Raw genomic sequence first — 22,230 nt, forward strand, 5'->3', positions numbered from 1 at the left:
TTTCGGTGATGATGTCCATCAACTGAATCCCGGCGCGGTCCGCTGGAGAATCGTTCATGATCTGAACTACGACCGCCCCTCCGGAAATTTTCAACTGCTTCGCGTCTTCTTCATGAAGATAATCCACTCCGACTCCGAGCCAGGCTTGCGCGGGGCGTTTTACTTTTCCGGTCGTAGTTCAGATCATGAACGATTCTCCAGCGGACCGCGCCGGGATTCAGTTGATGGACATCATCACCGAAATCAACGGAACGAAGATCAATTCTCCCGAAGAAGTCGTCAATACGGTGAAGAAGAGCAAGGTGGGAGATAGGATCAACGTTACGATCATCCGTCAGGGAAACGTTTCGAGACTTTCGATTCAGCTTAAGGAAAGACCGAACTGATTGGCGAAATCCCATACCCTCAATCCGGAAGAAGAATTTGAAGAAGAGTCGGGCCTGCGCCCGTCTCTTCTCGGCGAATTTATAGGCCAAAAAGAAGTCCTTAACAATCTGGGCGTCTATGTCCAAGCCGCTAAGAATCGAAAGCGCGCCCTCGATCACGTTCTTATATCCGGTCCGCCGGGACTCGGAAAAACCACTCTCGCGGGAATCATCTCCAACGAACTCGGAACCAGACTTACGATCACTTCGGCTCCCGTGATCACAAAGGGAGCGGATCTCGCGCGTCTTCTCACGAGCATGGGCGAGAACGAAATCCTTTTTATTGACGAAATTCATACGCTTCACAAAAAGCTCGAAGAGATTCTTTATCCCGCGATGGAGAATTATATGATCGATCTTGTCATCGGCGAAGGTGTGACCGCGCAGATGGTTCAGATTCCTCTCAAACCTTTTACTCTGGTCGGGGCTACGACCAGAAGCGGTCTTATCAGCGAACCGCTCAAGAGCCGCTTCGGAATTCAGCTTCGTTTGGATTATTACAGCGACGAGGAGATGAAGGAGATCGTTTTGCGTTCTTCTAAAATTTTGGGCGTCGAAATCGAGGACGACGCCGCTCTGGAAATCGGAAAACGTTCCCGTAAAACTCCAAGGATTGCAAATCACTTGCTCAAGCGGATCCGAGATTTCAGCGAGGTCGACGGCCATTCTTCCGTCAAAAAGGATCTTTGCACAAAAGCATTTGATAAGATGGGGATTGACGATCTGGGACTGGATGCTATGGATAGACAGATTCTCGGTTGTATGATCGATCGTTACAAAGGCGGTCCGGTTGGTTTGAAGGCGATCGCGGTCGTGGTCGGCGAAGAGGAAAAAACCATCGAAGATACGTACGAATCTTTTATGGTTCGAATCGGACTGATCAATCGAACTCCTGCGGGAAGAGTCGCGACCGAAAAGGCGTATCAACAACTGAAGCGAATGGGAGATTTTCCCGGAAATCATGGACAAGACCCGACTTTATTCTGAATATTCCGGAATCCCCGAAGACGATAAAAGGCTGATCTACGCTTCTTTTCTCGTCCTCGCGCTCGCGTCTTTTTTTACCGCTCATCTACTCACGCGCAATATGCTCTGGAAAATTCTCGGAAGCGAACCTATGGTTAAGATGGAAAGCAACGAGGAAAAAGAAAAAATTTACGAAGTCCTCTTGGAACAGGACTTCGTGGACAAACATATCAAGGACGAATACAAAGCCCTTTCCAACGTGGACGCGGCGGGCGCGGGCGGAATCACGAAGAAAGAAGGTTTTCACTCCGCCAGTCCGTTCCGCGAATTCGTGATGGGAAGCGTCGCGAGAAGAAATTCCGAAGCTCAGAAACAACAGTCTCTTGAAAAAAACGACGAAAAGGCCTTTGAAGTCGGAATATACAAGATCGATCCGGTTCAAACGTCTAACACGGATAATACGAAACAGAGCACTCAAGTCTACGGACGGATGACTAAAATTCCGTTCAACTATCGTTTTGAGCAGGACTTTCTTTTTCGTTGGGACGGAAGCCAGGCTCTGTCGATTCCCAGAAAAAAACTCGCCGGTTACGAATACTTTAAACGGATGCTGAAACAGATCGAAGGGAGTTTTGCTCCTCCCGGCGGCGGCAACTTCGCCTATCGGGACATGGCCGGAACGGTAATCCGCGCCGGAATTTCTCCGGGTCAGGTCAAGGTTCAATTTTTGTTAAGCGACAGCGGTCAGGTGTTGGACACAAGACTTATCTCCACGCAAGGTCAGGATATCGTCGGCCAAGCCTGCGTTGATTCCATTCGCGGTCAGAATTTCGGAAAGGTTCCGGAAGAAGTGAAAGCGCAAGGTATGATCTTCGGTATCAACTTTATCTTCCCAGAGATGAGAAGCCGTTAGTCGAGAACTCTTTTGGATCCGATTCAGAAAGCCTTTCAAGAACGCCGAAAACTACAAGAGGCCGAAATTTCAGACTTTCGGAAGTCTTCCGCTCGAAAGACAAAACTTAGGAATCTTAAAAAGAACATACTTTTATTCTTTCGATGTCTAAGCAGAACAACACCGTTTTTGTATATTCAAAAATTCTTACGTTTTGTCCTGGCCGATCTCTGGATCCTCAATCAATCTCCGATTCTTTGGATCCTGGGAATGGGGCTTCCCAGCTTTTATATCACGGTTCTTTTGGTTCCGGAAATGCTGGAAAGTCCGACGATCGCCGCGATATTCGCTTTTTTCCCGCTCCTTCTCGCGGTCGATTGGTTTCGTTGGATCGGATTTCGAAGAATTTTTAACAAACTTTCGTTTCCCGTTTTCGGATTCGAATCTTTTTACGAGAATAAAAAATTGGACTACTACCGGTGGTTCGAACTCGAAGTCCGAATCCAAGCCGACCGCAATCGCGACGCGATCGAAGCTATATTAGAATCTTTTTGTATTCTTTCCAAAAAACTTTTTTACGCTCCTTACGTCGATGGCGGATCCGATCCGAGAAAACCTTGGAAACACGGCAAAAGTCCGGCCGCGATCGGAAGCGGGAACTCAAGGATCGCTCTGCTTTTGGTTCGGGATCTTTTTAGAAAATTGGACCGGCTGAACCGATTTGAAACCTCGATTCAAGGAGTGACAATCCTTATGACTTCGGGTCCGGTTTATGTGGATTCTCTCAGCAATCAGAGCAACGACTAAGATATATTCTAACTTTATAATCTACTTTCGAATTTTTTTGTAAGGCGAAATACACGGGGACTCGATCGTTCATCCCGATTTTACCCGGATTGATTCTGGAATTTCGTTTTGGGCAGCTCTTCCGAAAGTTCGATTGATCCGATGTTTGACCGAAAGTGTATTAGTAATATGGAATGTATATTTTGAATTGATTTTCGAGGCCGTCAGAATCGAGATCGAATTCCGCCTTGAGTTTTTCGGCTCGCATTCGGATATTGTTCATTCCGATTCCGGCGGATTCTTTCGGGTCGAGAGTGAATTTTTTTCCGTCGTCCGTTACTTTTAAACAGAGATTCTTTCCCTCTTTGTTCCACGAAATTTCGATCCGTTTCGCCTCGGAATGTCTGAGAATATTGGACATCAACTCCAAGAATATTTTCTGCACGTGAAGGCACTGATCCAATCTCAGAGCGTCCGAAACTTCCTTGATCTCCGTTTTGACCCGTATCGATCCCGTGCCTTGGATTCTTTCCGCGTATCGAATCATCACGTCCTCAACGAGTTCTTTGTGAGTTCCGGTGTGGTGCATAAGAAATACGATGTCACGAACGTTGGATATAAGATGTGTCACTTCGGTTTTTAGTTTTTTGAGCGTGGAATCGTCTTTGTTCTTGGATTCCAATTCGAAAAGAATTGCAGTGAGTTCGGAGCCGATCGTATCGTGAATATCGGAAGCGATTCTTGTCCTTTCCTCGGCTTGAAGTCTGAGTTGTTCGTTGTATTTGATCTGAAGTTGCGCGAACGCCTTGGCTTTTTCCAAGTCTTCCGTAAATCGTGAAGAAATGATATAAGAATTAAGAGCTACGAAAACGACGAGTCCCAACGGAAAACTATAAGGAAATAAAATATAGACTTCGAATAAGCCGTAGATCACGTCGTTCATCATCGTAAAAACGAGAACAAATCCGGTGATCACGATCGTTTTCGCTCTCGGTTCCCGATTTCGAAACGCCGCTATCATCGGGAAAAGGATGAAGACCGCGTAAACGGGCGGCGCGTAGAGAAACGCGGAATACAATCGAACCAGATTGTTTTCGTCCAGAGTAAGAATTCCGATCGCAAAAAAGATCGTGCTTGCGATCGCGATTCTGATCCATTTTTTTCCGAATTGTTCGGGAAACATTCTGCGCAGGATCAGATAAACCGTAGGAAAAAAAGAGACTTCGCAGAAAAATTCGATCCGGATTCTAAGATCGAGAGATAGACTCGGAAGAGCCATGTATTGAATCCCGGAAGTGATGAAAGTATAAAGGGAAACCAAAAAACAAAACATGGCAAAGTGCAGCGGCACGGGATCTTTTCTATAAGCAAAAAAGAATACGATATGATAGATCCCGAAAGCGCAAATAACGCTGATCAGGATGATCTCCAACCATTCCTCTTTTCTTTCCTCAAGATCGATTGAATTTCCGTTTCCGATCCGGAAAGGATTTCGAATCCCGCCTTTCAGATGATTTCCCTTAAAATTGGAAACTACTACGGTGATCCAAAAATCTCCGGACGGAACCACCACGCTCGTGATCAAAGGATGGGCCAAGAATACCGTATCGATCGTGTCCGTCCCGGTCAATCCGTTGGAATATACTTTGTGATCTCCGAAATAGACGTCGTAGACTCCGGGAAGCCTCGGGATTCTTATCTTGAGGTTCGGACGATTCCAGTCGCATAACACGTGCAAACGGTATGTCGCATAACCTTTCCAAGTGTAAGACGGATCGTAGTCCCTCCAAATCCCCGGAACCGGCTCGTATCGAGGAGTTCCCGCGGCGTTTTGGTCCGGTTGTATCAATTCTTTCCAGTGGAATTCCCAATCCCCGTTCAGGGTCGTTGTCTGTTCGTTGAGGTTGAAATTTCTGAGATCGATCGTTCCCTTTTGAGCGTTCGGGCGTTCGTGGGAAGAAACGGCCGGAGAACACCGGACCGTCAAAGAAAAGAGTATAATAAAAATTGAATATAATGTCCGTTTCATGTCGACCTTACGGATAACCGGGAACGTCCCGGATGATCCCCATTCTTCTTCCACGAATGATGGCCTCGGACCTGGAATGAACCTCCATCTTTTTATAAATTTTTTCGATATGCCTGCTCACCGTATGACTGGAAATATCCAACTCGTCGGCGATGTCGGGAAACGTCATTCCGAGCGCGACAAAGTTTAGGATTTGCAGTTCTCTTTCGGTCAAACCTAGCGTGTTCACGATCGGAGGGTTTTTTGTTTCCTCTTTTTTGGCGAATTCCCGGATGATCTTATCCGCGATCCTAGGCGTTAGAGGCGCGCCTCCTAACACGATCACTCTGAGTTCCGCGAGAAACAACTCCGGGGACGTGTCCTTTAGAAGATATCCCGACGCGCCGCCTCGAATCGCTTCCACAATTTTATCCTCGTCTTCGAAGACGGTAAAGATCACATACTTAGTGTTAGGCGTTTTGTCCTTGAGTTCTTTCAGACATTCCAGGCCGTTTTTTCCGGGAAGGCCGATGTCTAAGATGACGATATCCGGCGCCTCTTTCGGAAGAGAGGATATCGCTTCTTGCGCATTCGCGTAGTGCTTTAAAAATTTTAGATCGCCGGATGTGGAGAGCAATTCTTGAAGATTGAGCGCCGTATGGAGGTTGTCTTCGACGATCGAAACGGAATGGGTCGTTTGGGATTCTTTGACCATCGGCCTGATTCTTTGGAAGACTTTCTTTCGGTAAATTGTTTTTTATTTCGTTACGATCTTTGAAATCCTCTCGAGCTTGAGTCTCCGGAGATCGATATTCATCGTGATTCACAAACGCTTAGAACGAGCGGAGTCGAATCGCGGATTAATTAAAGAATTCGTTCCATTCTTCTTTTGCTTTTTCCCATCTCCGTTTGCGGTCTTCTTTGTCTTTGATCTTCAGATAAAGCCTCGGTTCCGCGCCGGGATACGTGATTCTTACCCTATGTTCGTGAAGAACTTCAACGAGGATCGTTCGATTTTGATCGGAGACGATCCGGTAGTTTACGACGCTCTTCATCTGCAAAGGAAGGACGCCTTGTCCGAGGTTCGCGATTCCTTTTCTAAAATCGAGTTCCACACATTCCACCGGTTTATGCCATGTATCGCAGAATTTTCCTTCGGGGGGAGGAACCGGTTTGAGTCCGCAGTCGGCGGAGACAAAAACAACGAAAAGTAAGAACGTCGAACGGAACGTTCTTTGAAAAGCCGAGGATGTCGTATTCAATTTCATTTCGTTTAACATTTTCCCGGATTCGAAATCTTACTGATCCGTTTCGAGTTCGAGATTGAGTTTTGTCTTGAGAGCGGGTTTTTCTTCGATGATCTCTCTTGCAAGTTTGATGATCTCTTCCTTTCTTTCCTCCGCTTTGGGAAAAAGTTCTTCCAGGATCGTAATCGACTTTGCGTGAAGATTTTGAAGTCTGAAAATTTTCGCTTCTAAGATCCAGGATCCTGTCGTGATAAAATCTTCGTTTTCATTTCTTACTTTCCGGATAAAATTCAAAGAAGAAACATACTGGCCCGCACGGAACTCGGAAAGTCCCGTAAGAAAATGAGCTTCTCTTTCCGTCAGTAGAATCGATCCAGTGGACTCGGGGCTCGCGAGATTCTTCTTTAAAAATTCCGTGTCTCCGGAAAGGGACGCTCCCAAAAGGGAAATCCAAGTATAACCCGTCTTAAACTCCGGACTGACTTTGTCGTAAGGAATCGAATTCAAAAGACTCGTCAGCGATTTTCTGGAAAGATGTTGTTTGATGGTTTCTCCGAAGGCGATCATCACTTCGTTGTCCGGATTCTCCTTCATCGCCGGGTCGACGGCCTTTGCGCGAAGAGCGTTGCGATACATATCTTCCAGAATCGGAAGATATGATCCGTCCTCTTGGAGAAAATCGTTAAAGCCGGAATAGGAAAGCTTGACTAACGTTCCTGAATCGAACGAAAAACCGTTCAGTAAAAAAGAATAATAATTTCCTAATGCGTTATAGAAATATCCCAGTTCGTCCGCGGGATTGGCGGTAACAAAATCTTTCGCGGCGCTCTGAAAATTTTTGACCGAACTTTCCTCCAAATTTCCGGCAAGGATCTGCTGCTGGACGTTCTTTCTTTCCTTTTCCAGAAGAATTTTTCGATCTCCAGCGAAGAGATTCTTGATATCCTGGCGGAAAAAAAATCCAAGCCCTCCTAAGGTAATCAAAAGAATCGTAAGGATATAAGGTTTATAACTGGTTTTCTTTTTGTAACTCTTCAGGCCGGACTGATACAGCATAATGCGTCCTAGTTTTTACCCGCCTATCCAGGGTTCACGTATTTTTTGAATTTGTTTCAGGCCCTAAAACTTGACACTAAAGGCACCTTTGATTCCGTTGGATCTATGCCCTACGATTACGATTTTGACGAAGAGTTTGAACTGGAAACCGGAGACGACGAAGATGCTACGGACGAGGACGTTGTAACTTTTGCATGTGAGGATTGCGATCACCGCTGGGAAGAAGAAGCCTTTGAAGCGGAGGATTACGGTCCGGAAGGGGCGATCTGTCCCATGTGCGGTTCGGCGGCAGTAATCGAACTTTGAAAAACGCCCGGCCGGTCAGGCGGTTCCAAGAGAATTTTGCCTTCCGGCTTCTCGGGTTTGCAATCATACTTTTATTTCTAATTCCCCAAAAACCCATTTCTTCCACAGATTTCAGCGACGTTTATGATTTTTATAAGAAAGGGAACTATGATACTCTTGTAAAGGTTTCTCGTTCCGCTCTTCGAAAGGAAGAAGTGGACTATCGAATTCTTCTTTTATATACCGCTGCGGAGAAGGATCCGGAAGAGATCGATAAAACTCTAAGGAGTATTTACGAAAAGAAATCCTCTCATCCCGGAATTTTTTATAACTCGGTCTTTTTGTTTTTGGAACGTTGTCTGGTATTGGAGGACGAGTCTTCCGGAATTCATTGGGGAAGAATTTTTTCGGAACACGGAGCGGCATCTGTGCGTTATGCGGAAGGTCTCTATACGTACGCCTGCATCCTGTTCGAAGCGGGAAAATTTCCGGAGGCCAAGCAGGTCCTTTCCAAGTTGAAAGAATGGAAATCGACCGAAAAGTTGAATAAAAAAATCCGGATCTTAGAATTGAGCATAGAGAAAAAAATGGAGACTCAAACATGAAATTACTCAGAGTGCAGACCGGAAAGCTGAAGGGTAAGTCGATAGAAACGCCTCCTGCGATCGCCGGGAATATGAACTTCACTCCCGCGATCGTTAAAAAGTCCGTCTTCGACGTGTTAGGTTCTCTTGTATTGAAGGGAAGGTTGATCCCGGAAGATTCCGCTTTTATCGATTTTTTCGCGGGTTCAGGTCAGATGGCCTTGGAAGCTCTGAGCCGAGGATTCGCGAGGGTCGTTTTGTACGAACTCGCTTGGGAAAGGTCGGACAGTCTTCGAAAGTTATTCGATAAGATCGGAGGAACTAGGGAAATCTTTCGGAAAGACGTATTCCGTTTTTATGATAAACTCGATATCCCGGAAAAATCCAGGATCTATTTTTTGGATCCTCCGTATTCTTTTTGGGATAAGAAGAATGAAAAACTAAAAAATCTGACGGAGGCTCTTTTGAACGAAGAATCCACCGTCGCCGTTTTTATTCAATCTCCCGTATTGCCGGGTTGGTCCGATTTTGTGACCCGCAAATTTGGAAAGAATTATTTGACTTACAAGGTGCGAGGGGTGGACGACTTCGAATCGGAATCGGACGGAGAAGTCGAGGAGCAGGAAGAATCGGAATCGGAAGATTGATTTCTTGATAGGGACGTTTCACGTTTGTCGGTGAAGAGCTCAGCGTCGTATTTCCATAAGTCGGAAAATCTTTTAAAATCGACAAGGTTCCCAATCGGAATTTTTGTAGGAGTTCCTACGTTTGGGATTTTTACTTGTGGAAAGTCGAACTCTGTGATAGAGAAAAGTCACCCGGAATTTTCCACCACCCGCCCCACCACCCAAGTTCAGGGTGGGGCTTTTATTTCACGGAGGATTGTCGTTGTTACGACAAATTCTTTGAGAGGTTCGGCGCGCTTGCGGGGAATGAGGTAATGAACGGTTTTATGGAAGTATGGCGTCTCGGTCCGTCTTGGAATGATTCTTACAAAAACGGAGAGGCGAGCGCGAAAATAAATACATTATGGTAATTGAATATTCTGGAATCATAAAGTTTCGGCGTTGGGAAAGCCCGAAAACGTAGGCCGCAGACTGACTTACTGAAAAAGTCTGAGCCCGTTTGAGATAAGATGGGACTCGTCAATCGAAAACAAAAGAGAAAAATCAACTTGGAACAAATCCGAAACATCCTCAAGGACGCCGCCGTCCGCAGTTATCTTCGATTCTTTGGAATCGGAATGGGAATTTCTTTTGTAACCCTGATTCTCAATTCTTCTTTCCAGATCATGGGGGTCGATCTTTCCGAATTCAAATCTCTCTTTTTGTCCTTCCTTCCTTTGTTTTTAAAAGACTACTTCGGAACAATCGTTTCGAGCGGAATCCTCTTTTCCGCGATCGCATTACTTCTCTTCGGCGCGGACGATGGAAAGGCGGATGAGAAGAATCGGCTCTCGGTAAAAAAAGAAATCGCAGTTTTCGGCGTCTTTGTATTTTTACTTTGGATCCATTCCGTCGTCTTTTACCCCCAACTCTACGGAGAATTTTTCTTTTATCGTTTTTCGTTCTTGCGATATTTTCTTTTTTTTCTCACAGACCGGGTTTCTCCTTGGATCCCTCAGGTTGCCGCCTTTCTCATGTTTGGCGGTCTCGCGGGTCGGAGAATTCGTTCCTTGGTCGTTCGTAAACAATGGAAATCTCTGAGTTATTTTATCCTATTCGCTTTCTTTGCGTTTTGTTTTCACAGATTGGGAAACGTTTTTGGAATCTGGATCGTATCGTGGGTTTATATTTTTAGCGTAATATTCCAAAATTATAAAGTATCCGTTTCGGTTTGGGCGGGAGTTTTTCTTTTTGTTTTGGGGATTTCTTGGAATGGAGGAAATAGGATCTCCGGATTGCGTCCCGAACGGCCGATCTCCGAAAATCTTCCTAATATTCTGATCATCAGCGCGGATAGTTTGCGCTACGATAGAATGGGTTATTCTCAAGGTAAAAAGGGACTGACGCCTAACATCGATTTATTGGCAAAAGATTCGATCGTTTTTCAGGATCATCACACTACGATTCCGAGGACTTTCCCCGCCTGGGCCGATCTTCTGACAGGACAACCGAGTTTTGTGCACGGGATCCAAGATATGTTTCCGGACGCAAAGGATCGGGGCGGTTTGAATGAACCTTCGTCGAGAACTCTTCCCCGGATCCTTGGGGAACTCGGATATAAAACCGGCGTGGTTTCCTCCTTCGCGGGAGATATCTTCCCGAGGGCCGAATGGGGATTTCAATCCGTAAGAGCGCCCGTCTTTCACGCGGGAACTCTCACGGCCCAGAGAATTTTAGAATCTCAGATTCTTCTTCTTCCGATCTTAACGGGATCTCTTCCAGGCGCCGGAGAATACTTTTCTTCGCTCAAGGGTCTTCCGAGTTTGGGGGACGACGAAAAGATTCTTCCGGATCTGTTGCCGGAACTGAAACGGGACGAATCCCCCTTTTTTACGGTTTTCTTCTCTTCCGTCACGCATTTTCCGTTCAGCCCCCCGTATCCCTATTACCATCGATTTACAAATCCTGAATATTATGGAAAATTTAAGTATTTCAAATTTGTGGATCCGAGCGATTCTTCCGCTCTGAGCCGGGAGGATCAAGATCAGATCAACGGACTTTTTCAGGCGTCCATCGCATCCTTTGACGAGTCGGTCGGAAAGATCATCGCTAAGTTAAAGGAAGAAGGGATTTACGATTCCACTCTCATCGTCCTCACGAGCGATCACGGAGAATCCCTTTTCGAAGCGGACCACAGTCACGGACACGGAGAACATCTGCGCGGAGAAGGGGTCACGCACATTCCTCTCCTCATTAAATATCCTTCGAACGCGGGCGCCGGGAAATCTTTCTCGGGAATCAGCAGTTCCTTGGATTTGTTCCCGACTCTTCTTGATTTCGTTTTAAAAAAGACAGGAGATTTTCCGGATAAAAAATCGATTCTCGAGGAGATCCGCATTCGACCGGGAAGGGATCTTTCTCTTGCGTTTCAATCTCCTTCCTGGAAGGACGATCGATCGGTCTATGGGGAAACCGGGATTTGGTTCAGCGATCGAGGAAATCATTTTTTTCAAAAGCAGAGAATCTTTTATCCGAACATTCTCCGGCTTCACTCGATCGAAACGGGAGAACTTCCTTTCATTTCCATCGGAGATTCTTACGCGAAGGAAAGCGTGATCGTTTCCAAACACAGGATGTTTCAGAACGGGAGATACAAACTCATCTACATTCCCTCCGAGGACGGAGTCGTTTGGGCTTGTTACGATCGAATCGACGATCCTTGGAATACGAAGATTCTTCCGGTTTCTCAGTGTTCTTCTCTCAAGGACTCTCTTCATTCGTTTCTTCTCGAGTCCGGAAAATTTAAGAAAGCAGGAGAGTATTTGCTCCCTTTGTCAAATTGATGCTTGAAGGATAGGGCTAAACTAAAAACCTGTATTTTAGTATGCCTAGAAGAGAAGATATCCGCTCTGTACTCATCCTGGGTTCCGGTCCGATCGTTATCGGGCAGGCATGTGAATTCGATTACTCCGGGACTCAAGCCGCGAAGGCCCTTAAAGAAAAAGGGATCCGCGTCATTCTACTCAACTCCAATCCGGCCACGATCATGACGGATCCGGATCTCGCCGACGCGACTTACATCGAACCGATGACGGTCCAGGTCGTTCAAAAAATTCTTGAGAAAGAAAAGCCGGACGCAATCCTTCCCACGGTCGGCGGACAAACCGCACTCAATCTCGCTTTGGCTTGCAACACCGCCGGGCTTCTTGAAAAATACAATGTAGAATTGATCGGCGCCAAAGTGGACGCCATCAAAAAAGCCGAAGACCGGGATCTTTTCAAAAAGGCGATGGAAAAGATCGGCGTGAGAGTTCCCGCATCCGGTCTCGCAAACAATCTCAAAGACGCGGGCGAAATCAAAAAAAGACTCGGACTTCCGCTCATTGTTCGTCCCGCGTTTACGCTCGGGGGCACAGGAGGCGGAATCGCTTTCACGGAAGAAACTTTCGAGGAAGTCGTTTCCAAAGGACTCAAGGCTTCTCCGATCAGCCAGGTTCTTTTGGAAGAATCCGTTCTCGGCTGGAAAGAATTCGAACTCGAGGTTATGCGCGATCTCGCGGACAACGTAGTCATCATCTGCTCGATCGAAAATATAGATCCTATGGGAGTTCACACGGGAGATTCGATCACCGTGGCTCCGCAACAAACCCTTTCCGATAAGGAATATCAAAATCTGCGCGACATGTCCATCGCGATCATTCGGGAGATCGGGGTCGAGACGGGCGGTTCCAACATCCAGTTTGCGGTCAATCCGGCGAACGGAGACGTGATCGTGATCGAAATGAATCCGAGAGTTTCCAGATCTTCGGCCCTTGCGTCGAAGGCCACCGGTTTTCCGATCGCAAAGATCGCGGCTCTTCTTTCCATCGGTTATACGTTAGACGAAATTAAGAATGACATCACCCGAGTTACCCCCGCGTCCTTCGAACCCTCGATCGACTACGTCGTGACGAAAGTTCCGCGTTTCGCGTTCGAGAAGTTTCCGGGAACGGACGATACGCTCGGAGTTCAGATGAAAGCCGTGGGCGAGGCGATGGCCATCGGAAGGACCTTTAAGGAAAGTTTTCAAAAAGCCCTTCGTTCCCTCGAAACGGATCGTTACGGTTTCGGTTCCGACGGATACTTTCAAGAATTATTATATGCAAGAAGTCTAAACGTAGGCCAGAGAAAAGAATGGATCGATTCCTTTCTGAAACGCCCGAACGACAAACGTATTTTTTACATCAAACTCGCCTTCGACGAAGGTTATACCGTGGATCAGATCCACGACCTCTGCAAAGTGGACAAGTGGTTTCTCTGGCAGATGGAGGACCTTCTCAAACTCGAAAAAGAATATTCCGAAAAGGGAAACTCGATTCTTAAAAAGATGAAGCAGGCGGGTTTTTCCAACAGACAACTCGCGTTCTTAAAATCGAAAAAGGAAATTCTGGAACTTTTGGACGGAGGTCTTCGTGTAGATCTCAAGAAGATGGAGATTCAGAATCTTCTTAAAAAAACGGAAGAGGAAATCGAAGCCGAACTGGATTCTAAAAAACTCCAACCGGTTTACAAACGCATTGATACTTGCGCGGGAGAATTCGAGGCTTATACTCCGTATTTTTATTCTTCCTATGACGAGGAAGACGAGTCCGACGTAACTCCGGCGAAGTCGGTGATGATTCTGGGCGGCGGTCCGAACCGGATCGGTCAAGGGATCGAATTCGACTACTGCTGTTGTCAGGCTTCTTACGCGCTTCAGGATCTCGGTGTGGAATCCATAATGGTCAATTCCAATCCGGAAACCGTTTCCACGGATTATGATACTTCGGATCGATTGTATTTCGAACCTCTTACTTTAGAGGACGTTTTTAGAATTTATCAAAATGAAAAACCGGAAGGTGTGATCATTCAGTTCGGCGGTCAGACTCCGTTAAAACTCGCGAAGGAGTTGGAAAGAAAGGGAGTAAAAATCCTCGGAACCAGTCCGGATTCAATCGATCGCGCGGAAGATAGAAAACGTTTCGTCGAAGTATTAGAAAAATTGAAACTAACTTCCCCTGAGAGCGGGATCGCAACTTCCATGGAAGAAGCGAGGACGATCGCGCAGAAGATCACGTACCCGGTTTTAGTTCGTCCAAGTTACGTTCTCGGCGGAAGGGCGATGCTCATCATCAACGAAGAGAAGGAATTGGATCGTTACATGGAAAAGGCCGAGGAGATTTCCAAGGACAAACCTCTGCTCATCGATTCCTTTTTGGAAGACGCGATCGAGGTGGACGTGGACGCGCTCTGCGACGGAAAAGACGTCTTTGTCACAGGAATCATGGAGCACATCGAAGAAGCGGGCGTTCATAGCGGGGACTCGGCTTGTGTTCTTCCTCCTCAAACACTTTCCAAAAAGATGATGGATGAAATCCGTTCCGCTACGGTCGCGCTCGCGTTGGAGCTGCAAGTCAAAGGTCTGATCAACATCCAATACGCGGTCAAAAACGAAATTCTTTACATCATAGAAGTCAATCCGAGAGCCTCTAGAACCGTTCCTTTCGTTTCGAAAGCTCTCGGACATCCGATCGTAAAATACGCGACCAGAATCATGATGGGAGAATCTCTGAAGAGTCTGCCTCTTCCGAAGGAGATGGCATTTTCCCAAGTTTCCGTTAAAGAAGTGGTTCTTCCGTTTAATAAATTTCCCGGGGTCGATACGATTCTCGGACCCGAGATGCGTTCCACCGGAGAAGTGATGGGAATCGCGGCAACCGCCGGTGAAGCGTTTTTGAAATCCCAATATATGGCCGGAGACGAACTTCCGTCGCAGGGAACCGTTTTTGTGAGCATCAACGATAAGACAAAATCGGAACTTCTATCTTATATCAAGGATCTCTCCGAACTCGGGTTCAATTTGATCGCAACTTCGGGAACCCACAAGTATCTATCTGATAACGGGATTCTTTCCTCCAAGATCAACAAGGTCTACGACGGAGTTTTTCCGACCGCGTTGGATTATATCCGCGAGAATAAAATCCATCTCATCATCAATACTCCGCTTTCGAGAGTAACGAGAGACGATAGTTTTACGATCCGTCAGGCAGCGATCCGCTTTAAGGTTCCTTGTTTGACTACGTCTAACGCGGCAAAGGCGCTGATCAAGGGTATGGTGGAGATGAAGAACAAAGGATTTACGATCCATTCTCTTCAGGAAATCCACGCGATGCCTAAGATTTTCTGACTGCGTCTATACTAGATAGGAACGCCGTTTAACATCCGAGAAGAAACGAAAAATGTGATCGAATCGAGAAAGTTCGAATCCACTCTATTCTACAAAATGAATGAGATTTGAATCCGCTGGTGAAATTTCGGCGAGCCACGAAAAAAAACTCGCAGTCTCGCCGATCGAAATCTCAGGAACCGAAATAGCCGGCAAAACGGATCACCTTGCAGGAAAGAGCGTTGGCAAAAGGTGGAAAGAATTTATTTTTGTGCTTCTATGATAAATCGTAAGCGCAACATCCGAAGTCGTTTTTTTTCACTTCTTCTTTTCATTTTCTTTGCACATTGTACGAAAGAAATCGTAAGAGTGAAAAATCCGGTTTCCGACGCGGAGAAAAATTCCTTCGGGGTGATTGGCTTCGGTCTTTACGTCCACAACCCTAGACACAAGGATTTGTTGAATTTGTTCAGTAAGGATTCCGGAACCGTCTTTCGCGAACTGGGAACACGCGGTGTTCGATTTTCAGAGATTCTTCTGAAAGACTCCAAAAATAATCCGAAGGACATTCGGCCGTATCCCAACGAAGATCCTGTAACCGCTGAAAAGTTCGAGTCCACACAATACTACGAAGGGAAGACCGGTTATTTGTCTCCGTTTTATCTTCTTCTATCGCTGGATCCTACGAAAGAGTTTTTGATCACCGAAATCAATTATTTCTATCAGATCAACTGTGGACAAAACTGCCGAAGAATCGTGTTTCGGAATTTTCCGGTCGATCCTTCGAAATCCTTTCGCGCGTTTCCGATTCAAACAAAGGCAGGTGAAATCACTTTCGGCGGAATCGTAATGGCAAAGGTGGCTCCGACGACTCCGGAGGATCCGTACGGAATTTCCGACGATACTCCGTCTTTGACCGAAATTTTTTCCGGAAACAAAGTGGCGGTCCAGTTGGAACCGGGAGAGGAGTATATTAAGGGAATGGACTCCGATTCTTTAAAACATTTTTTTTACGGAACCGGCGGAATTGTTGAAAAGAAGAATGCCGAAAAGCTGTTTTACGATATTCTCATTCAATCGTATCCGAACGGATATTGGAAAACGATAGCCGAAAAGAAAAGAGCGGCTTTAGGAAATTAAGTTTACAGCGCGTCCCAAAACCTTATTTTATTTTGTCGGAAAGATCAAGCTGCAAGGTCCTGTCCCAGTTTTGGGACAGGTTCTTATCTAAAATAGAAACAGCCATTTGGATCGAAGTCCGGTTCGAATGGCTTCGTTCAAATCGAATTTGAACGAAGCCATTCGAGGATCGGTTTTTGTTTACGGAAAAGGATTTAAGAAGTCGCTTCTTCTTCAATTCTCAAGTTTTGAAATTTTTTCCCGGATCGCCTCGATTCTTTTGCGATTTACCCCGAGATCCGATTTTCCCAGACGGGACGCTGAGCGGACGTGAATCGTAGACGAATTCGGATCGAATAAAAATTCCACATCGTCTATAAATCTCCAGATCAAACTCGTAAATTCCACATAGAGATAATTCGAATCTTCTTTTATGATTTCTGTCCTCGCAATTTCGCCTATCGCGGCCTTGAGTTTTGCTTTTCCTTCTTCCGGAGTTCCCTTATAACTTAAGGGCTTGATGTTATGCTCCGCGTCCGATTCCGGCACGAAGCTGCTCACACAATTCGGGGTTTGGGGACAAAGGCCCAACTTGCCGTTCTGCGCTCCGAGTGTTGTGGGTCTTGTGCCATTGCATTGGACCAAAATCGAGAGGGATACGGAAACGAGGAGAAGAGTTCTTTTTTTATACGAAGAACGGGCGCCGTCGCAGAAGAATAAATTTCTAATACGATCAAAGCCGAAATTCAGCTGACGCACGTTAGATTGCGGGGTTTCTAAAGGATAGGGGATCGCACGAGATTGTAAAAAGGATCTATTTTTCATAGGGGAAGCATAACAGGAAAATCGGAATCTGACAAAGGATTTTAGAATCTTTCCTAAATTTCTTCTGACTTTCTATAAAAAATTAATTTCATGAAATAAATAGGATTCCACTCTAAGTCCAAATCGATGTCTCTCCTTGAATCCGAAAAAATTCCGCTGGGAAGTTTGCTGCCTACGTTTCAGCTTCCGGACCCGACCGGGAAGGTTTATTCCTCGGAGAACCTTTCGGGTTCTACCGGTTTATTGCTGGTTATAACCTGCAATCATTGTCCTTATGCGCAGGCGATTTGGCCCCGTTTGATACGATTTGCGGGAGAGATTCTTTCTTTGGGAGTCAAGACGGTCGCGATCAATCCGAATATTCGTCCCGATTACCCCGACGATTCTCCGGAGGCGATGCTTACGAAGATTAAAGAATGGGGGATCCCTTTTCCCTACCTCGTGGATGAAAGTCAAGACGTTGCGCGAAACCTAAAGGCGATGTGTACTCCCGATATTTATCTCTACGACGGTGATCGTAAGATGTTTTATCACGGGAGAATGGACGACAATTGGAAGAATGAAAAGCAGGTTTCCCGGAAGGAACTTGAATACGCAGTCCATCAGCTCGTAAAAGGAAACCCGCCTCCTATCAATCAATTACCCTCGATGGGTTGCTCTATTAAATGGAAGGAATAATCTCTTGCCCGCAATAACACCCGATCAAACACCAGTCGCCGCCGAATCGTTTCAAGACGCAGAATTCTTAACGGAACACTATCGGGAAATGGAGGCTAAAACCTTGGAACATTTCCGCGCGGAATTTCGAAAGAATGAAAGCGCGCTGGAAAACATATCCACCTCCGGGCTCATTCCGTATTTGAGAAAAAGCGGAGAGCTCTATCAGGACTGGAGAGTTCTAAAGAAGAATCTTACGGAAAAATATTCCGAACTTCAGAAGAGCAGAAACCTAGAATACGAACTCATTTACCGAAAACTCGTCGCCGATAAAAATCATAAATCGAAATCGAATTCTCTCATAGGGGATATTTTCCAATCCGTTGTGGACGGCGTTTTGAACACGGTTTATAATTGGTTCGATTCGGACAAAAAAGCGGAGACGCCGCCGCCCGTGAAGGTGCAACCGAAATCCACACAAGACGACGATCTGAAAAAACTCTATCGAGAGATGGTTCAAAAAAAACTAAAAGAAAGAGACCGAAGTTTTTCATTCTTTCAGGATCTATTAAAAGAATCCGCCTTGAATTGGAATCAGTCTTATCGAAAAAAATTCCATCAAAGTCTCGCCTCCACCGTGAAGGAATTGGAAACCTCCAAGGCAAGCAAGGCGGAAATTCTTAATTCTTCCAAGTCGGCAAAAAAATCAGTTCTAAATTTTCACGACGAGGATAAGATACAGAAATATTCCATTTTTATGATAGACTATTTTTACAATCGTCTTCTCAAAAAGGAACCGGTCGCTGAAATCAAGATCGCGCTCCCGGAAAAAACGGAAGAGCCTCAAAAGGTCGAAACCAAAAACACACCTCTGATACCGAATCCGACAAGAACCGAAACTGAAACGCAGAAGACTGTGGAAAGAATCGTAACCGAATCCGTGAGGGAACCAGAAAAAACGGCCGCGTCTAAAAAACATTGTCCGATTACGGATCTTCCAGATCATCTCATCAAAGAATGTTACGCCGATTATCTGATCGTGGACGTCTCCACGCGCGAAAAAAGATTGGAACTTCATCGAATTCGGTTGGGCAAAGAAAATCAGAATACGAGAGCGGAAGCCATCGATTTTTTCGGTCAGTGTATCAACAAGGATCCTACGGTTATTCCTTTGGCCGAATCCGTATTAAAACGCCATAATATAACCAAAGAAGAGGAAAGCAAATTGAACGAGATGATTCGTCGTCAAAAGGCCTGTAAGTAAGGATAATTCCTTCGAAAACTTCTTTGGGGCATATCGAAAAGATCATCGATCGATACGGAGGAGGGAAGCTCTGGGATCGTTTGGAATCGATCGACCTGAATCTTCTATCTTTGGGCGGTCCGCTTTTGGAATTCAAAGGGATCAATCGGACTTTTTTAAAACCTCATACGTTAAGAATCGCTCCCAAAAAATTCTTAGCCGAGTTTTTTGAATACCCCGCTCCGGGCAAAAAGACGGTATACCGAAACGGAGCGGTGGATGTCTTCGATTCGAACGAGAAAGAAATCACATTCAATTTATTGAATTATCGAAATACGTTTCACGGTTTGAAAAAATACAGGCTTTGGACTTCATTGGACGCTTCGTATTTTTTCGGTTATGCGATCGTTCAATATCTGAGTATTCCTTTTCTTTTAAAGGAATTCTCCGTTCGAGAGACCGAATGGAAAGGCGGAGTTCGAATCGACGCGGAATTTCCGGACACGATGCACGTTCATTGCAGAAAACAATCCTACTACTTCGATTCGCAAGGACTTCTCGTAAGAAACGATTATACCGCAAACGTCGTCGGAGCTTGGGCGCACGGGTCGCATTTTACGGAAGAATATCGGGAGTTGGACGGACTTCCGATCGCGACGAGGAGAAACGTTTTTGTTCGACTCGGAAGGTGTGCGACTTCGATTCCGGTTCTTTTTGCCGAACTCAAACCGATCCGAGTGAACTTTTTTTGATTTTATCAAAGAAGAATCGGGTTTTTCTGTTCTGGGACGCTTTTTTGGAAAAGTATGAGTTCCTACTTTTTCAATCCTTGTAGATGAATCGGAGCAGAATTCCGAGGCGGGAGGCATTTCCGCAAAAGTAGGAACTCCCGCTCCCGAAACGGTGCGACATAATCACAAAAGGGAAGAAGATAATTTAAAAAACCGTCAAGGAATTCCGTGAAAGATCGATTTTAATACTGCGGAGCTCAGTATGAATATTTCAGGCGATCTTTCCATTTCAGAATACAAACCTCAAGCGCGCATAACGGATCAGCCGTTGAGTGTGTCCTCCCTTTCCGGATTGATCGGAAAGAATTCTTTTATGGATCTGATGAAATCGCTCAAAGGATCCGCGCAGAAGGGACTCGATGAAACGTTCGCGGGAATTCAGAGTGCGTTTTCCAAGATAGAAGCTCCCGAAAAAAAGGAAGAAGAAATAAAAGAAGTTTCCAAAGAGGATAAAACGGAAACTGCAACACCGGAAATAACCGAAACGTCCGCCGTCTCTGAAAAAGAAGAGGCCTTATCGGAAGAGGATGAACTCGTCGCTTCCGAAGAATTCTCGAGCGCTTCCGTTCTTCCTTGGTTTCTCGTGGCAGACGCGAAGGCCGAAGAAACCGTGGATCCGAAAATCGAAACCGAAATATTAAACGAATTAGAATCCGAAATCGTTTCGGAAACTTCCGAATCCGAAATCGAGATAAAACCTCTTACAACGACCGACTTGGTTCAAACTCTTTTTACCAAAGAAGAAAAGGCCGAATTGTTAAGCGAAGTCGTGATGGAGGAAGAAGCGGAAACGATTTTCACCGAAAAATCGTTCGAAGAAACCGCGGTTAAAACGAATCACAAGGACGGAAAGATCAAGCCCGATCAAAAGGAAGAAATTTCTTTTGAGAAAGAATTCAAATCCGTAGAATCGGAATCCCGTTCCGCCGAACAGCCGTCCAAAGACTCCAAAGAAAATCTGAAAAGTTTCTCGCAGAAGGAAACGTCCTCGAAAATTTCCGAGGAAAACAGGACGGAAGTAGCAAAAGAAGTCGCCGTGGATTCCGAAAAATGGAAGATCAGCCGGGATAAAAAATCCGATTCCTATCTTCAGTTGAAAAATACGGCAAGGGAAGAAATCAAAACCGCGGTCCTCAATCAATTCTCCGAAAATTCTTCCGGCAAATCCGGGCAAGAGCAATTTTCCCGAGGCGCATCCGGAGATTCTTATTCTTCCTTGGTGAAAGGTGCAACGACGCCTAACGCGGTGGGTCGGGAGATCTCCGGGACTTCCAAGGAATTTTCAGCCGGCAAGGAGACTAACGTTCTTTCCAAGAGGGATATTCAACAGAACTTTCAAAACTTGATCCGTTCCGCTCGGGTTCAAATTCTCGATAACGGTAAAACGGAGGCGAGCATCCGTATGAATCCGAAAGATCTAGGCCAGATGTCCCTTTCGCTTTCCACGGATAAGGACATCGTTCGCGGAAAACTTCTGGTTGAATCCGATTTCATTAAACAACAGTTAGGCGCCGAACTCGCGAACTTAAAACAAGAATTGAAAGCGAACGGTCTCGAACTCGAATCTCTCGTAATCGAAGTCAGAGAAAGAGAAGAATCGTTCTCATTCAACGGCGACTCCGAAAGGCAAAGACAAAACTCCGATTCTTTTCAAGCCGCTTCCGGAGAAGAATGGAACTCCGATTTCAAAAATTCTTCCTGGGAAGAAGAGGATCTTTCCTTTGAAGAAAATTCTTCAGAGCCTCATGGTTTTTCCGAAAAAACCGAAGGGAAAACCGAGAAACTGCTCGATCTGAAAGTATAGGCCTCGGAGGAAATCATCATGCCAGAAACATCCGGCGTAAGCCAACAAGCGACGAGAGATCATTACCTCGAAGGAGACAGAAGTTTCAAAATCCGGAACCACATGGAGAATCTGGAGAAGGAAGAAAAGAGCGGACTCAAAGGAATCGAAATTCGTTCCACGGTGAAGTCTCTCGGTAAGGATGATTTTCTAAAACTTCTCATCACTCAACTTTCTTCGCAGGATCCAACCAATCCGGTAAAGGATCAGGATTTTATCGCACAGATGGCGCAGTTCTCCTCTCTTGAACAGATGAACAATATCTCCACCGGAATTCAGAAGATGGGGAACCGTCAGAGTTTTTCTCTCGTTGGAAAACTCGTTTCGGGTCCTGATTTCGTAAGCGGAGAAAATATCGCGGGTATCGCGGGTGCGCTCTTTTTCGACGGAGAAGGGAAGACGTTCGTTCGAGTCAACGGAAGATCGATCGACGTGGAACAAATCACGCTGATCAGCGACCCGACCGTTCTCAAAGAACAGGAAGCCGCCTACAATCAAGCGCAGGCTCAGACAACAGCGCCGACGACTCAAGCAGCGCCTAACGCACCTCAGATGAAATCGGATACGAAGGAAAATTCTTCCGATTCGTCCGCAGCACAAACGCCGGAACTCAAAGACAAAACCGCGACGGAAGAAAAACCTTCCGACTGGAAGTTTCCGGGCAAAGACAAAAGCAATTCATACGAATAAACAAAGGATAATCAAGGTAACAGC

General features: G+C 45.8%; 20 protein-coding genes and 2 pseudogenes. 16 read left to right on the forward strand and 6 right to left on the reverse strand.

Annotation, left to right across the window (positions count from 1 at the left end):
• Positions 1-175: pseudogene (locus CH376_RS07090) on the reverse strand (serine protease); the annotation flags it as partial.
• Between CH376_RS07090 and CH376_RS07095 the strand changes: the two are divergent.
• The 4 genes and pseudogenes from CH376_RS07095 to CH376_RS07110 form a co-directional block, all read left to right on the forward strand.
• Positions 171-386: pseudogene (locus CH376_RS07095) on the forward strand (PDZ domain-containing protein); the annotation flags it as partial. The pseudogenes CH376_RS07090 and CH376_RS07095 overlap by 5 nt on opposite strands.
• Entirely contained in the window at positions 387-1,412 is a 1,026-nt protein-coding gene (ruvB, locus tag CH376_RS07100; protein WP_100785863.1) for a Holliday junction branch migration DNA helicase RuvB, read from the forward strand. It begins immediately after the preceding pseudogene.
• Complete coding sequence (locus tag CH376_RS07105) at positions 1,387-2,304, forward strand: energy transducer TonB (protein ID WP_100788035.1); 918 nt, start codon at positions 1,387-1,389, stop codon at positions 2,302-2,304. The genes ruvB and CH376_RS07105 overlap by 26 nt, the downstream gene beginning before the upstream one ends.
• Before the next feature lie 168 nt (positions 2,305-2,472).
• On the forward strand, positions 2,473-3,090 hold the full coding sequence (locus CH376_RS07110) for a hypothetical protein (RefSeq protein WP_125231941.1): 618 nt from the start codon (positions 2,473-2,475) through the stop codon (positions 3,088-3,090).
• Positions 3,091-3,250: 160 nt separating this feature from the next.
• Here CH376_RS07110 and CH376_RS07115 read toward each other — a convergent pair whose 3' ends face one another.
• From CH376_RS07115 to CH376_RS07130, 4 genes are all read right to left on the reverse strand, one after another.
• Positions 3,251-5,098 (reverse strand): sensor histidine kinase, encoded by a 1,848-nt coding sequence (locus CH376_RS07115; RefSeq protein ID WP_100785866.1) that lies wholly within the window; start codon positions 5,096-5,098, stop codon positions 3,251-3,253.
• Between the two features lie 7 nt (positions 5,099-5,105).
• Positions 5,106-5,792, reverse strand: coding sequence for a response regulator (locus CH376_RS07120; RefSeq protein ID WP_100785867.1), 687 nt, complete (start codon positions 5,790-5,792; stop codon positions 5,106-5,108).
• Positions 5,793-5,937: 145 nt separating this feature from the next.
• Complete coding sequence (locus CH376_RS07125) at positions 5,938-6,357, reverse strand: LIC12806 family lipoprotein (RefSeq protein WP_420843529.1); 420 nt, start codon at positions 6,355-6,357, stop codon at positions 5,938-5,940.
• A gap of 18 nt (positions 6,358-6,375) precedes the next feature.
• On the reverse strand, positions 6,376-7,380 hold the full coding sequence (locus CH376_RS07130) for a hypothetical protein (RefSeq protein ID WP_100785868.1): 1,005 nt from the start codon (positions 7,378-7,380) through the stop codon (positions 6,376-6,378).
• Positions 7,381-7,485: 105 nt separating this feature from the next.
• Between CH376_RS07130 and CH376_RS07135 the strand changes: the two genes are divergently transcribed.
• The 7 genes from CH376_RS07135 (at position 7,486) to lp30 (ending at position 16,178) form a co-directional block, all read left to right on the forward strand.
• A complete protein-coding gene (locus CH376_RS07135) occupies positions 7,486-7,686 on the forward strand; it encodes a hypothetical protein (protein WP_100785869.1) in 201 nt (66 codons plus the stop codon).
• Positions 7,683-8,270 carry a hypothetical protein gene (locus tag CH376_RS07140; RefSeq protein WP_100785870.1) on the forward strand — a complete coding sequence of 196 codons (588 nt, stop codon included), beginning with the start codon at positions 7,683-7,685 and terminating at the stop codon, positions 8,268-8,270. The genes CH376_RS07135 and CH376_RS07140 overlap by 4 nt, the downstream gene beginning before the upstream one ends.
• Positions 8,267-8,896, forward strand: coding sequence for an RsmD family RNA methyltransferase (locus CH376_RS07145; RefSeq protein ID WP_100785871.1), 630 nt, complete (start codon positions 8,267-8,269; stop codon positions 8,894-8,896). The genes CH376_RS07140 and CH376_RS07145 overlap by 4 nt, the downstream gene beginning before the upstream one ends.
• Before the next feature lie 488 nt (positions 8,897-9,384).
• Positions 9,385-11,697, forward strand: coding sequence for a sulfatase (locus tag CH376_RS07155; protein WP_100785873.1), 2,313 nt, complete (start codon positions 9,385-9,387; stop codon positions 11,695-11,697).
• 41 nt (positions 11,698-11,738) lie between these two features.
• On the forward strand, positions 11,739-15,059 hold the full coding sequence (carB, locus tag CH376_RS07160; protein WP_100785874.1) for a carbamoyl-phosphate synthase large subunit: 3,321 nt from the start codon (positions 11,739-11,741) through the stop codon (positions 15,057-15,059).
• A 100-nt stretch (positions 15,060-15,159) separates the two neighbouring features.
• Complete coding sequence (locus CH376_RS24205; protein WP_165781764.1) at positions 15,160-15,321, forward strand: hypothetical protein; 162 nt, start codon at positions 15,160-15,162, stop codon at positions 15,319-15,321.
• A complete protein-coding gene (lp30, locus tag CH376_RS07165) occupies positions 15,318-16,178 on the forward strand; it encodes a plasminogen-binding receptor Lp30 (protein WP_100785875.1) in 861 nt (286 codons plus the stop codon). The genes CH376_RS24205 and lp30 overlap by 4 nt, the downstream gene beginning before the upstream one ends.
• A gap of 213 nt (positions 16,179-16,391) precedes the next feature.
• On the opposite strand, the gene CH376_RS07175 is transcribed toward lp30, so the two are convergent.
• Positions 16,392-16,982, reverse strand: coding sequence for a DUF1499 domain-containing protein (locus tag CH376_RS07175; RefSeq protein ID WP_100785877.1), 591 nt, complete (start codon positions 16,980-16,982; stop codon positions 16,392-16,394).
• Between the two features lie 126 nt (positions 16,983-17,108).
• On the opposite strand from CH376_RS07175, the gene CH376_RS07180 reads away from it, so the two are divergent.
• From CH376_RS07180 to CH376_RS07200, 5 genes are all read left to right on the forward strand, one after another.
• Positions 17,109-17,660 carry a thioredoxin family protein gene (locus CH376_RS07180; protein WP_100785878.1) on the forward strand — a complete coding sequence of 184 codons (552 nt, stop codon included), beginning with the start codon at positions 17,109-17,111 and terminating at the stop codon, positions 17,658-17,660.
• Between the two features lie 4 nt (positions 17,661-17,664).
• Positions 17,665-18,903, forward strand: coding sequence for a hypothetical protein (locus tag CH376_RS07185; protein ID WP_100785879.1), 1,239 nt, complete (start codon positions 17,665-17,667; stop codon positions 18,901-18,903).
• Positions 18,904-18,926: 23 nt separating this feature from the next.
• Positions 18,927-19,634 (forward strand): hypothetical protein, encoded by a 708-nt coding sequence (locus tag CH376_RS07190; protein WP_100785880.1) that lies wholly within the window; start codon positions 18,927-18,929, stop codon positions 19,632-19,634.
• 241 nt (positions 19,635-19,875) lie between these two features.
• Positions 19,876-21,477 (forward strand): flagellar hook-length control protein FliK, encoded by a 1,602-nt coding sequence (locus CH376_RS07195; RefSeq protein WP_100785881.1) that lies wholly within the window; start codon positions 19,876-19,878, stop codon positions 21,475-21,477.
• Between the two features lie 18 nt (positions 21,478-21,495).
• Entirely contained in the window at positions 21,496-22,206 is a 711-nt protein-coding gene (locus CH376_RS07200; protein WP_100785882.1) for a flagellar hook capping FlgD N-terminal domain-containing protein, read from the forward strand.
• The last annotated feature ends 24 nt before the right edge of the window (positions 22,207-22,230 follow it).

The sequence above is a fragment of the Leptospira adleri genome (genome assembly GCF_002811985.1).
GTDB classification, from domain to species: Bacteria; Spirochaetota; Leptospiria; order Leptospirales; family Leptospiraceae; genus Leptospira; species Leptospira adleri.

What these genes read in the sequence shown, in the direction of transcription:
- CH376_RS07105 (WP_100788035.1), top strand. Translation starts at nt 1,387, where the DNA reads ATGGACAAGACCCGACTTTATTCTGAATATTCCGGAATCCCCGAAGAC.
- CH376_RS07115 (WP_100785866.1), bottom strand. Translation starts at nt 5,098, where the DNA reads ATGAAACGGACATTATATTCAATTTTTATTATACTCTTTTCTTTGACG.
- CH376_RS07120 (WP_100785867.1), bottom strand. Translation starts at nt 5,792, where the DNA reads ATGGTCAAAGAATCCCAAACGACCCATTCCGTTTCGATCGTCGAAGAC.
- CH376_RS07125 (WP_420843529.1), bottom strand. Translation starts at nt 6,357, where the DNA reads ATGTTAAACGAAATGAAATTGAATACGACATCCTCGGCTTTTCAAAGA.
- CH376_RS07130 (WP_100785868.1), bottom strand. Translation starts at nt 7,380, where the DNA reads ATGCTGTATCAGTCCGGCCTGAAGAGTTACAAAAAGAAAACCAGTTAT.
- CH376_RS07135 (WP_100785869.1), top strand. Translation starts at nt 7,486, where the DNA reads ATGCCCTACGATTACGATTTTGACGAAGAGTTTGAACTGGAAACCGGA.
- CH376_RS07145 (WP_100785871.1), top strand. Translation starts at nt 8,267, where the DNA reads ATGAAATTACTCAGAGTGCAGACCGGAAAGCTGAAGGGTAAGTCGATA.
- CH376_RS07155 (WP_100785873.1), top strand. Translation starts at nt 9,385, where the DNA reads ATGGGACTCGTCAATCGAAAACAAAAGAGAAAAATCAACTTGGAACAA.
- carB (WP_100785874.1), top strand. Translation starts at nt 11,739, where the DNA reads ATGCCTAGAAGAGAAGATATCCGCTCTGTACTCATCCTGGGTTCCGGT.
- CH376_RS24205 (WP_165781764.1), top strand. Translation starts at nt 15,160, where the DNA reads ATGAGATTTGAATCCGCTGGTGAAATTTCGGCGAGCCACGAAAAAAAA.
- lp30 (WP_100785875.1), top strand. Translation starts at nt 15,318, where the DNA reads ATGATAAATCGTAAGCGCAACATCCGAAGTCGTTTTTTTTCACTTCTT.
- CH376_RS07175 (WP_100785877.1), bottom strand. Translation starts at nt 16,982, where the DNA reads ATGAAAAATAGATCCTTTTTACAATCTCGTGCGATCCCCTATCCTTTA.
- CH376_RS07180 (WP_100785878.1), top strand. Translation starts at nt 17,109, where the DNA reads ATGTCTCTCCTTGAATCCGAAAAAATTCCGCTGGGAAGTTTGCTGCCT.
- CH376_RS07195 (WP_100785881.1), top strand. Translation starts at nt 19,876, where the DNA reads ATGAATATTTCAGGCGATCTTTCCATTTCAGAATACAAACCTCAAGCG.
- CH376_RS07200 (WP_100785882.1), top strand. Translation starts at nt 21,496, where the DNA reads ATGCCAGAAACATCCGGCGTAAGCCAACAAGCGACGAGAGATCATTAC.